This window comes from Fibrobacter sp. UWH4, from assembly GCF_900142475.1.
Lineage (GTDB): Bacteria > Fibrobacterota > Fibrobacteria > Fibrobacterales > Fibrobacteraceae > Fibrobacter.
Genome location: NZ_FRAY01000005.1, coordinates 150750 through 162282 on the forward strand (window position 1 = coordinate 150750; position 11533 = coordinate 162282).

At 52.5% G+C, this 11533-nt stretch carries 8 protein-coding genes; all 8 read left to right on the forward strand.

The window, feature by feature from the left end; genetic code table 11:
- Positions 1–10 precede the first annotated feature (10 nt).
- The 8 genes from BUA93_RS10460 (at position 11) to BUA93_RS10495 (ending at position 11411) form a co-directional block, all read left to right on the forward strand.
- On the forward strand, positions 11–2257 hold the full coding sequence (locus BUA93_RS10460) for a tetratricopeptide repeat protein (RefSeq protein ID WP_254793939.1): 2247 nt from the start codon (positions 11–13) through the stop codon (positions 2255–2257).
- 75 nt (positions 2258–2332) lie between these two features.
- Complete coding sequence (locus tag BUA93_RS10465) at positions 2333–6226, forward strand: tetratricopeptide repeat protein (protein WP_072979161.1); 3894 nt, start codon at positions 2333–2335, stop codon at positions 6224–6226.
- Between the two features lie 187 nt (positions 6227–6413).
- Positions 6414–7034: a MotA/TolQ/ExbB proton channel family protein gene (locus BUA93_RS10470; protein WP_072979163.1), complete on the forward strand. Its 621-nt coding sequence runs from the start codon at positions 6414–6416 to the stop codon at positions 7032–7034.
- A gap of 39 nt (positions 7035–7073) precedes the next feature.
- The gene (locus BUA93_RS10475; RefSeq protein ID WP_072979165.1) at positions 7074–7961 is read left to right on the forward strand and encodes an ExbD/TolR family protein; all 888 of its coding nucleotides are present in this window, start codon (positions 7074–7076) and stop codon (positions 7959–7961) included.
- Between the two features lie 2 nt (positions 7962–7963).
- Entirely contained in the window at positions 7964–8458 is a 495-nt protein-coding gene (locus BUA93_RS10480; protein ID WP_072979167.1) for a biopolymer transporter ExbD, read from the forward strand.
- Positions 8459–8460: 2 nt separating this feature from the next.
- Complete coding sequence (locus BUA93_RS10485; RefSeq protein ID WP_072979169.1) at positions 8461–9399, forward strand: AgmX/PglI C-terminal domain-containing protein; 939 nt, start codon at positions 8461–8463, stop codon at positions 9397–9399.
- Between the two features lie 186 nt (positions 9400–9585).
- Positions 9586–10896: a hypothetical protein gene (locus tag BUA93_RS10490; protein WP_072979171.1), complete on the forward strand. Its 1311-nt coding sequence runs from the start codon at positions 9586–9588 to the stop codon at positions 10894–10896.
- Positions 10897–11045: 149 nt separating this feature from the next.
- Positions 11046–11411 (forward strand): hypothetical protein, encoded by a 366-nt coding sequence (locus tag BUA93_RS10495; protein ID WP_072979173.1) that lies wholly within the window; start codon positions 11046–11048, stop codon positions 11409–11411.
- Positions 11412–11533 lie beyond the last annotated feature (122 nt).

An 11533-nucleotide genomic window follows, 5' to 3' on the forward strand; every position in this document is an offset into this window, starting at 1 on the left:
GGAGTAAGTGATGCGTACTAGTGTTATTAAAACAGCAGTCCTTGGACTCACGGTAGCCAGCACTTCCTTGTTTGCAGAAGCAACTTATTCTCCGCACAAGTACCAGCAGAATGACTGGTTCGCGGAATTCGGTGGCAACACTGCCATGTATGTGAACCCCGCTGGAATCTCTGAAACGGACCAGCTGGAATTCAGTGCTGCGTTCTTCAGCTCCATCAGTGGCGAAGCCAGCCAGGAATATGTGAGCTTGACTTTCCCGATGGATTACAAGCACACCCTCGGTTTCTCGTTCTTCGAAAACGGTGCGTCCATCGACGGTGGCAAGTCCTACGGCGAATACGCCTTCATGCTCGGTTACGCCTACAGGCTGATGCACTGCATCGCCCTCGGTCTCGATGTGTCCGTGCTCTACATCAACCAGTTCGATGAAGTGACGCAGGTGACGCTCGGTGCCGACGTGGGCCTCAGCTGGAACCCGCTGAACTCTTCTAAGTTCGGTTACCTCTTGGTGGGTGTCGCCCTCCAGAACATCGCCCAGCCGGGTATCAGCATGGAAGAAGACGGCGGCTTTGTCGCTCCGGGTTTCTTCGGCGGTGACCGCGACGATGCATACAACATTCCTTCTAACCTGAACTTCTCCCTCTTCTGGCGCGGCTTCAACCGCCTGATCGAGGCGAAGGCAGAACTTTCCCTCATCGACGTGTTCCATTCCGACAAGGAAGGTGGCGAAGGCCTGAACCCGGAAATGAGCTTCACCTTGACCTACTACCTCTCCCCGCACCTTGGTGTCCGCCTCCGCTTCACGAAGGAAGGTTACCCGGTTGCCGGCGCTACGGTTAACGTCAAGGATGTGAGCATCTTCCGTTACCTCGCTCTCGACCTCGAAATGTCTCACGATGACCTCTACGCCAAGAAGAACCGTGGCTTCATCTGGGCTGTCAAGCTCACTAGCCGCTTCGGTGACACCCGCGAAGAGAAAATCGGCGAAGAACGTTACCGTCGCTTGAAGATCGAACCTGAAAACGACTACCGCGCCGCTATGCGTCTCTACTTGAACCGTCAGTTCTTGGAAGCTGCATACGCCTTCGGTAAGGTTCAGACCAAGTACCCGGCATTCCACCTTGTGGACCAGGCCGCCTTCTATAAGGCAAAGTCCTTTGAAAACCTCCGCATGCACAAGGCTGCAAAGTCCGTGTACGAAGACGCTATCAAGCGCTATCCGCAGAGTGACCAGCGCGCCAAGTACCACTTCCAGTTGATGAACATCGACTATAAGGAAGGCAAGTACATCGACGCCATGGCCAAGTACCAGAATATCGCCCAGAAGTTCGGTGAAAGCGACGTGAAGGCTGACGCTGACTACATTGCCGGCCAGATCAAGTTCGAACAGGGACTCTACCAGGAATCTGTCGACCTGCTCGCCGCCATCCTTCCGGGTAACGCCAACTACTTCTACGCCCGCTATACCATGGGTATCGCTTACAGCCGTCTCGGCAAGTTCGACGAAGCTGAAAACTGCTTCCGCGACATTACCGAACAGCCGGTTTCCAACCAGTCCGAACGTGACTTGCAGGATGCCGCCAAGGTGAAGCTCGGTCACTTGTTCTTCTCTGGCGAAAAGTCCGACATCCCGGCCGCCGCCCAGATGTATGGCCAGGTTCAGCCCGGTTCTCCGGTCTACGACGAAGCCATGCTCGGTATCGCTTGGTCGTTCCTCAAGGTGAACAAGCCTGATGAAGCTATCAAGCCGGCACAGTGGATTATCAATAATATGCCTGAATCCTTCCTGGTTTCTGAAGCATACCTCGTTCAGGGTTACTGCTACTTCATCAAGAAGGACTACAACAATGCAGTGAAGTCCCTGGAACAGGCTGAAAAGCGCACCGAACAGCCGGTGGTGACCGTTGCCGCTCGCGACAGTGCACGCCAGGCTTACGACGCTATGCAGGACGAATTCGACTCTGTGCAGGTGAAGGCTCTTGACCTCGCTCGCCAGCTCCCGACTCCGCGTGTGCAGAGCAAGCGTGAAGCCTTGCAGCCGACCTTTGATAAGGCTAACGCCGCCATCGAAGACTACGCCGCATTCACCCAGAAAGCTATCCAGAGTGACCGCTTCGAATCCAACCGTAAGCGTATCTTGGACGACGCTGGCTTTACCTTGGCTACTGTGAAGACCAAGATGGGTCAGGGCGCTGCCAACTCCGAAGCCGCTCAGGAACTTGAAAGCCTGGATGACGAATTAGACGATCTGGAATAAACAATGAATGAAGTTAGACCTGGCCCTTAAAACCAGGTCTTCCCCTTTTTTATCTTAATAGGTGGAAAGAGAAAAATGAAAAAATTTTTGCTTGTTGGTGCAATCGTCTGCTCGCTCGTAGGCTCGTCCTTTGCAGCGTCAGATCCTTGTAAAGACAAAGTCAATGAAGCTAAAAAATTGGCGGCCAAGTGTAAGGCCATGCCGAAGGGCCCGGAAAAGACTCAGTGTGTGGGTTCCTACAAGGTGCTCAAGAACCAGGCCGAACAGGCTTGCCGTTCCGGCGGCCTCGATGAAAAGGGCATGGAAGATGCCATTAGGCAGTGGGAAAAGCAGGTCAACAACTGTAAGGGCAAGCAGAACAAGCGTTGTGCCTCTGCTCTCCAGCAGTTGGGCCACTACCAGTTCCAGCTCGAAGAAAAGCACTTCCTCGACAAGAATGCCCAGTACGAAGAAGATGTAGCATGGTGCGCCGACCGCGACAACAAGCCGGCAAAGTGCGCCAACATCGACCAGCTCCCGAAGGCAGACCACCAGAAGTCTCTCGGTTACTTCCTTGAATATATCGACAAGTATCCGAAGGAAGACAAGACCCCGACGGTGATTTACCAGGCTGCTGCCGTGCAGGAAGCCAGTGGCGAAGACGAAAAGGCCTACAAGCTCCGTATGCGCCTCGTCGAAAACTTCCCGGACAACGGTCTCGTGCCGAAGGCTTGGCTCCGTATTGCGGAATACCACTTCATGAACCGCAAGTTCCGCGACGCAATCAAGGCGTACAAGAAGGTGACCGGCTTCGAAACCCTCACGGGTAAGGAAGCGGCACTCGCCATGTACCACTTGGCTGAATCTTACTACAACATTGCAGAATACGAAACCGCAGCAATCAAGTACTACGAATATATCGTCGGTGCCGACAAGGGTAAATATCCTGCAGACTTGCGCGCAGAAGCTATGGACTTCATGGCTGCCTCCTTCTCTGACCTTGAAGGTGGTGGTGTCTCTGAAGCTGAAGCTTTCTTGAAGGACAAGAAGGTTCCGTTCAAGGATTCCGTGTACTACCGTATCGGTATGAAGAACAAGGACCACGACCGTAACGAAGAAGCCGTGCAGTCCTTCAAGCGCTTGATGTCCATCAACCCGGACTACATTGACGCTCCGCTCGCCGATATCGCGATGATCGAAATCCTCATCATCCAGCAGAAGTTCGAAGAAGCCCAGCAGCACCGCTACACCGTGGTGAAGCGCTATGACCGCAACTCCTCCTGGTATAAGAAGAACCAGAAGTATCCGGAATCGGTGAAGAACGCCGAAACCGCTATCCGTGGCGCTATGCTCGACATTCCGCAGTACCACCACGCCCGTGCCGCCAAGCTCACCAAGGAAGGTGACCTGGAAGCCGGTAAGAAGCAGTATGCCGAAGCCATCAAGGCTTACGAAGCATTCCTGAAGCGCTATGCCAAGGAACCGACCTGGGACGAATACAAGGTTCACATCAACTTGGCCCTCGTCTACCAGGAAATGGCCCAGTTTGCTAACGCTGCCAAGATGTTCAACTGGATCGTTGATACCGATACCACTCGTTACGGCCGTCGCCCGATGGGTTCCGAAGCTCTCCTGAAGAAGGAAGAAGCAGCGTACAACGCCGTGCTCATGATGGATCAGGCTCGTGAAGCCGCCAAGAAGAAGAACTACGGTGACGACGCCGTTAAGGCTTACAGCTCCGCCGAAACCAAGGCCTACTTCGCCCAGGTGGACAAGTACATGGCCAAGTTCGGTCAGAACAAGGAAGCCGCAGAACTTGCTTACAACGCTGCAATCATTCACTACGACGCCAAGCAGTTCAAGGTGGCCGTGGGCGTGCTCCGCAAACTGAAGCAGGACTTCCCGAAGCACCAGTACATCTTGCTTATCAGCCGTATGCTTGCCCAGTCCCTCCTGGAATCGGGCTCCTACGACGAATCCCTCACGGAATTCGAATGGCTCTACAAGCAGTACACCCAGGTCAAGGAAACTCGTAACGATTCCATGGCCAAGGAAATTGAAAAGGCTATCGCCTACGTGCTCTTCCAGATGGCAGAACAGTCCGTTAAGGGCGGCCAGTACGAAAAGGGTGCCGAGGCTTACCTCGCTCTCGTGAAACGTTACCCGCTTATCGACATTGCCGACAAGGCCGTGTTCGAAGCTGGTGCCGCTTACGAAAAGAACCAGAACTACACCAAGGCTGCCGAAACCTTCATGATCCTCCCCAAGCAGTACGCCAAGTCTCCTTTGACCATCAAGGGTATCGTACGTGCGGGTGACGCTCATAAGAAGGCCGCCAACCTGAAGAAGAGCGACCAGAAGTACTTCGAACAGGAATACCGCGAAGCCGCCCAGACCTACTTGTTCATCACGAACAACTTCCCGCAGGATTCCATGGCGTTCATGGCTATCGGTTCTGCCGCCCAGACTTACGACTCCATTGCCGACAAGAAGTCTGCCGCTATGACTTACGAAATCGCCTACAAGCGCTATCCGAAAGATGAACGTACTCCGGGTTACTTGTACAGCGCTTGCTTGAGCTATGACGAAGCCAAGATGACTGACGAAGCCATTCGTTGTAACAAGGACCTCGTCCGTGATTACCCGAAGAGCTCCTATGCTCTTGACGCTGCGTTCAGCATCCCGATGGCCTACGCCAACGCCAAGAAGTGGGATCTTGCTGCTCAGGAATACCACTTCTTCATCAAGAACTATGGCAACGATGATAAGGAAAAGCTGATTGCCGCCTACATCGGTGCCGCCCGTGCCTACATGGAACTTAAGGAAGAAGAAAAGGCTGTCGAAGACTACCGCAAGACTCTCGAAGCCTACGACAAGTACGGTCTGCAAATCAAGAACGCCGATCCGGGTGTTCCGGCTGAAGCTGCCTTCTACCTCGGTGAATACGAATACCACAAGATGGAGCCGATTGTCCTGAAGGGCAAGGAAAAGGAAAAGGCCAAGATCATCAAGCAGTTGGTGGACATCCTGCAGAAGGCCATGAGCCAGTACTCGAAGTCTGCTACCTACGCATCTGAACGCTGGACCTTCAAGGCTACCAACAAGATGGGTATGCTCTTCGTGACCATGGCCGCCAAGATCCGCGAACAGGAACTCAACGGTAAGAAGGAAGAAGAAATCTTCGCCGAACGAATCGGTATCGTGCAGCAGCTTCCGAGCTACTACGAACAGGCGCGTCCGATCTTCCAGAAGAATATCGACCTCGCTCGCGACCAGGGATTCTACAACCAGGACGTGATCGAAGCTGAAGAAGGCTACATCGAAATGTACTACCAGGGCTGCGCCGTGTTCGTCGAAGTGGCTGATGCGTTCGCCAACTCCCCGCTGCCGGACTCCGCTTCTATCGTGAAGGAATATGTGGAATACGAAGGCATGGTCAAGGAAGACGCTATGGAAGCCGTCCACGAAGACTTGGAAGCCTACCGTGAAGAATTGACCAACCGTTCTAACGGTGCCAAGGAACTGGCCGTTCCGCAGTGCGCAACCGGTATCAAGGCCGCCGCTCACTACGGCATCGAGAACCAGTGGACCGAAAAGCTGTTCGAACTTCTCAAGAGCCTCGATGAAAACAACGAGACCTTGAACACCAAGATCGAAAAGTTTGACCCGTCTACCTTGTTCTCTGACCCGGCCTACTTCAAGACGAAGGCTCGTCTCGAACAGATCGCCAAGTCTGAAGTCATGACTCCGGAAGAACAGATCAATACCTACCGCGACATTATCAAGGATGCGAAGGCCGAAAACGAAAAGTTGAAGGCTGAACTCGCTGAACTCAAGAAGCAGCTCTTCGCTGGTTCCGCTTCGACGACCTCCTCTGTGGGTGGCTCTGATGCCTCCATGGGTGAACCGGCCGAAGCCGCCGAAGAACCGGAAGCTGCTCCGGCTCCTGCTCCGAAGGCCAAGAAAAAGGCCAAGAAGAAGAAAAAGTAGCGGTAAAAACAATTTTACGGGGAACCTAGTTCATAGGGTTCCCCTATTCTATTAGGGCAAAAATGGCTTTTTTCGTGCAGTAAACAAGATTTTACGCATTTGAATCTCCAATTTTGCTCTAAAAAAGATTAAATATGAACAAAGAATTTTCAAAATAAACCAAAACACTCAATAAAGGAGTACTCTAATGTCTAAAATGCTTCAATCCTTCAGCCCCGAATCCGATGGTTGGCAGTTCATGTGGATCATCCTCGTGGTGTTCCTGATCGGCCTCGGTTTCTCTATCGAACGCATTATTTACATCATGGTAAAGAGCGCTAAGGGCCGTAAGGATTTCTTGGCTAAGTTCGGCACCCACATTTCCGCCCAGCGCTATGACGAAGCCCTGAGCTATGCCAACGCAACCAAGCTCCCGATCGCCCGCGTGATGGCTGCAATCGTTGCTGCCCGTAACGGTGGTCGCGAAAACATGCAGGCCGCATGCGACGCAGTGTTCCTGACCGAAGCTCCCCGTCTTACTCGTTATATCAGCATTATCCAGGTGATGGCTTCCATCTCTACGTTGCTCGGACTTATGGGTACGATTTACGGTCTGATCTTCACCTTCGACGCCGTGGCTAACAAACCGGCTGCAGAACGTGCCAAGGCTCTTTCCGACGGTATCGCTATCGCTATGGGTACCACGCTCCTCGGCCTTCTCTCCGCTGTGCCTCTTCTGGTCATCGTGGGTCTCCTCAACATGAACTCCGAACGCCTCATCCAGGAAATGGAAGAAAAGGGCCTCAAGATTATCAACTCTCTCGCTTAATCGAAGATAGAGAGATAATTTTAACGGAGTTATAAAACAATGGCAAGAGAAGTTAAGAAACCAGCCAAACCCGAAGAACCGGACCTGTTGCCGGCGATGGGTTTGTTTACAATCCTGATTCCTATGCTGTTGTCTATGACCGCCTTCTCCAAGCTTGCTATCGTTGAAATCAACATGCCGGAACGCAGCATGATGAACATGGACAACGATACGCCTCCGGAACCGGACCAGCAGGCTCTGAACCTTTCGCTCGCTATCACTGACCAGTATCTGGTGATTGGTGCCCGCGGTGGTTTCCAGCCGAATGTCTACTTCAAGGAAATGTGGACATTCCGTTGCAAGTCCGATGCGCAGCTCATTACGTATGCGCCGGAAGATGTGAAGTCGGCCGTGGAGAGCGGTCATGGTCCCAAGTGCAAGGATGGCTCTGAGATGGATAAAGAAAAGTATCTTTATGAAATCGAGACCATCGAACTTTGGGCAATCAACAAGGAATCCGAAGAAGATCCGGGCCGCGTGATTTGGGCCGTGTATTCTTCTCAGTCTGAAAATGTGCCGGATAGTGCCTACGTAGATGGCAACAACGCCTTCCTCGCCGCTCCTGGTGAAGGTCCCATGGGCCTGACCCCGCCGCCGATGCTGAAGAAGCCGAGCGCTGGTGCCGTTCTTGCAACGATCGATCCGAACTCGGCTCGTACGCTGAAACCGGATGTCGCCGCGAAGAACATCATCTACCCGCTTTCCGCCTATGACCTGATCGCTAAGGACCTGATTCAGATCCATACGCAGTTCATTGACCTCGAAGACGTCGATAACATCATCATCGTTGCTAACGACGACACCCAGTTCGATAAGATCATTCAACTTATGGACCGTGCTAAGGAAGCCGGTTTCAGCAAGATCAACCTTGCTAAGCTGGGAGGTTAATCATGGCTAGAAAGACTCGTAAATTTAGCGAAGACGTACCTTTCTCCTTGACGTCCATGATGGACATGATGACCATCATTCTGGTGTTCATGATCAAGAACTTGGACGCTGAAGGTCAGCTTTTGACCCAGGCCGAAAACCTCATCCTTCCGGTGTCTACCTCCAAGGTGCAGCCGAAGGAAGTGGCTCTGACGGTCGTGGTCGATAACAACTATGTCGTGGTCGATAATGCCAAGATCGTTCCGACCGAAGACGTCTTGAAGCAAGAAGATCTTCTTGTGACCAAGGTGGACTCCGTTCTTAAGGAACGCCGCGCGACGGAACAGGAACACGCCCTCAAGATGGGTCTTCCTGCTGACGAAGCCGGTAACATCGTTGTGCAGATCGACAAGAACATCCCTTACGATGCAATGTATAAGGTCATGGCCACCTGTGGCTTCTCTGGCTACACGCACATTGCATTCGCCGTGATGCAGAAGAACGGCGGGGAGGAATAACTATGGCTAAAAAGAATACTCCCGCAGTAGATCCGTTAGTAGCGTCCCTGATGCCGGAATCCGACAAGAAGATGGGTGCTATCGCCGGTATCTCTTTAGTCGTTGCTTTGGCTATCTGCCTTTGGGCTTCCATGTACGAACAGGTTGTGGACGAAGTCGTGTTCGACGACTCTGCCGCTGCCGACTTGACCGCTTCTATGACCATCGATGAAAAGAAGGAAGAGAAGAAGGAAGAGAAGAAGAAGGAAGAGCCCAAGAAGCCTCGTAAGAAGGCTGGTGGTGGCGGCAAGCCGCGTGGTAAGGGTCAGCCCAACGCTCCCCAGACTCGTGGCGTGCTTAAGCTCCTGACCGCTCAGACCAAGAATGCCTCTGCCGGTGCCTACGACCTCATGAAGAACCAGAAGTTCTCCAAGGATATCGACAAGGTGCTGAAGGACGTGGCTGGTCTCCAGACGACGGGTAAGACCGTTCTCGGTGGCCGTCGCGGTAAGGCTGACGGTGGCTTTAACGAAGGTTACGCCGAAGGTGGTTCCGGTGGTATCGGTGACGGTCTCGCTGGCCTTCTCGGCGGTGGTGGCGGTGGTATCGCTACCAAGGCCAAGGGCTCTATCAAGACCCCGTCTGAACGCGATATCGACATGGGTGCCGGTGGTGGATCTCGTTCCGCTGCGGACATCATGAAGGTTGTGCGTCAGCGTACTCCTGGTCTCCGCCACATCTACAACAAGTTCCTGAAGAAGAAACCGGGATTCCAGGGTAAGGTTACCCTGAAGTTCACGATCGCTCCGGGTGGCGAAATCATCAGCATTTCCATTGCTTCTTCTACGACCGGTTACGGCGAATTTGACGGCGAAATCAAGAACGCTGTGAGCCGCTGGAAGTTCAGCAAGGTGAAGTCTGGTAACACCACTGTTACGATCCCGTTCACCTTCTCCGAATAATATTTCGGAAAAAACTTGAAAAAGGACCGGACTTGATAGTCCGGTTCCTTTTTTTATTCATCGAACGCTGGATGGCTCCTGTTAGGTACTTTTGTACAAAAAAAGACGAATTTATTTATATTTTTGTTGCGATTTTGATTTTATATAACTAACTTTAGGATAGAATTTCCAAGAGGAGTTTAACTAATGAATTTAAGAACTGCAGCTGCTTTCGGTGCCGCTTTCGGTATCTTGGGCGTTGGTTCCGCATTCGCGACTTTTGCTCGTGTGGAATCCATGGGCAAGAACACGACCTACATCATGGATGACGTGAGCATCTTTGACAACCCGGCTAATGCAAACCTTTACTCCAACTACTTGATCGGTGGTTTCGGTGCCTACACCGATAACGACATGACGGCTGGCGGCAACAAGGATCCGCAGCACCCGACATTCGGTGGCATTTTCTCGATCTCTTTTGGCGATGACAACAACCCCGACCCGAAGTTCACGATCGGTGGCCTGTTCGGCCGCATAAATCCGGAACTCGCCATGTACCTGCCTGACTATGTGCAGACCAGCACCAAGGGCTACGTTGTTGTTCCCGAAACCGTGACCAACTTCGACGGTTTCTTGGGCGGTACGTTCTCCAGCGGCGATGCCTGGGGCTTGCATATCTATATCGCTCACCAGGACGGTGGCGACCTGGACGCTGAAAGCGGTACGTACCAGCCGAACAGCAAGGCTTACGCCTCTATCGTGGAAGCGGACGGTGGCTTGAATGTCCAGACGAGCTCTGGAACCTCTTACGAAGCCTCCTTCGGCCTCGCCCGAATCCAGTACGGTCCGGATCACCACAACTTCTTTGACGACGGTGACTTCACCTTCCTCGCCAAGGCTCGTGCCTTCTTCACTCTCGAAGCCATTGACGGCGAACTGGTACCTGCGGTCTCTATGAAGCTCGCTCAGGCTCCCGGTATCGACGACAAGCATGCCCAGGCCGGTGCAGGCATCAACGTTGCCATGGACCGCGGTTTCTTCTGGTTGGGTCTCGACTTCATCTGGAATCAGCTGAAGGCTCATGACTGGGTCTATGACAAGGCCGTGGGCGACGGTGCGTGGGTCTACGATTCCCGCAGCGAAGACGATCCGCACTGGGACAAGCGTTCCGACATCGGCGGCAAGATCAGCTTCGGTATCGAACGTAACATCTGGTGGGATTGGTTCGTAATCCGCGTGGGTGGCCAGAAGAAGATTCTCTATACCGACTGCGACGTGAACGACAAGAACTCCTACACCGATTCCCGCTACGGCATCTGCAAGGATGACGGTACGTTCTTCACGACCAACCCGCTGGCTGACGGTTCCAACGAAGACCATGTCGGTTTCGGTTTCGGTATCAACATCGAAGAACGCCTGAAGATCGACGTGACCGTTGCTGAAGACCTGCTGTTCCGTAACCCGTTCCAGGGTGAAGGCCGCATCTTCTCTCGCCTCGATGCTACCTACTCCTTCTAATTCATTAGAAAAAGCTCGGACTTGAATACGAAGACGCTTCTCGATAGAGGGGCGTCTTTTGCTTTGGTAGACAGTAGGATGTAGGCTGTAGACAGTTTTTTCTCTTAAGTGTTTCCTGCTTCCTGCTTCCCACTTCCTACATTTTAAATATGAAATTTCTGCTGATTGCGCTTTCTTTCGCGGCCCTGCTGCTAGGCTGTTCCGAACCGACGGAACGGATTGAGAATAAATTAACGGACTACCTGCAGGATGACCTGAAGTTCATGGTGGCGGAGACGATAAGGTCTTCTAAGGATAAGGGCGTGCTGTTGGATACGCCGTACTACCGCATCAAGGACTTTAGGTTGTTCGATGGCGCCGAAGCCCGAATCTATGGCGCGTACGCCGAGGTGGATTTCTTTATCTACAAGGACATTGCCATGCACGAGAAGCGCAAGTACCGCTACGACGTGAACACGCGCGGATGGGACCGCTACAAGAAGGAATGGAAGTTCGGCGCGGACACTTTAAAGTAATTCGGAGTTCGGAATTCAGAATTCGGAGTTACTAGAAATATGCGTTGAAAATCTCTAGTAACTAATAACTAGTAACTGATAACTTTATATATTTTCCTTGGAAAGTTTAATTTCAAACAAAA

Coding starts and splice junctions, on each gene's coding strand:
- BUA93_RS10465 (WP_072979161.1), top strand. CDS start 2,333: ATGAAAAAATTTTTGCTTGTTGGTGCAATCGTCTGCTCGCTCGTAGGC.
- BUA93_RS10490 (WP_072979171.1), top strand. CDS start 9,586: ATGAATTTAAGAACTGCAGCTGCTTTCGGTGCCGCTTTCGGTATCTTG.
- BUA93_RS10480 (WP_072979167.1), top strand. CDS start 7,964: ATGGCTAGAAAGACTCGTAAATTTAGCGAAGACGTACCTTTCTCCTTG.
- BUA93_RS10495 (WP_072979173.1), top strand. CDS start 11,046: ATGAAATTTCTGCTGATTGCGCTTTCTTTCGCGGCCCTGCTGCTAGGC.
- BUA93_RS10485 (WP_072979169.1), top strand. CDS start 8,461: ATGGCTAAAAAGAATACTCCCGCAGTAGATCCGTTAGTAGCGTCCCTG.
- BUA93_RS10475 (WP_072979165.1), top strand. CDS start 7,074: ATGGCAAGAGAAGTTAAGAAACCAGCCAAACCCGAAGAACCGGACCTG.
- BUA93_RS10460 (WP_254793939.1), top strand. CDS start 11: ATGCGTACTAGTGTTATTAAAACAGCAGTCCTTGGACTCACGGTAGCC.
- BUA93_RS10470 (WP_072979163.1), top strand. CDS start 6,414: ATGTCTAAAATGCTTCAATCCTTCAGCCCCGAATCCGATGGTTGGCAG.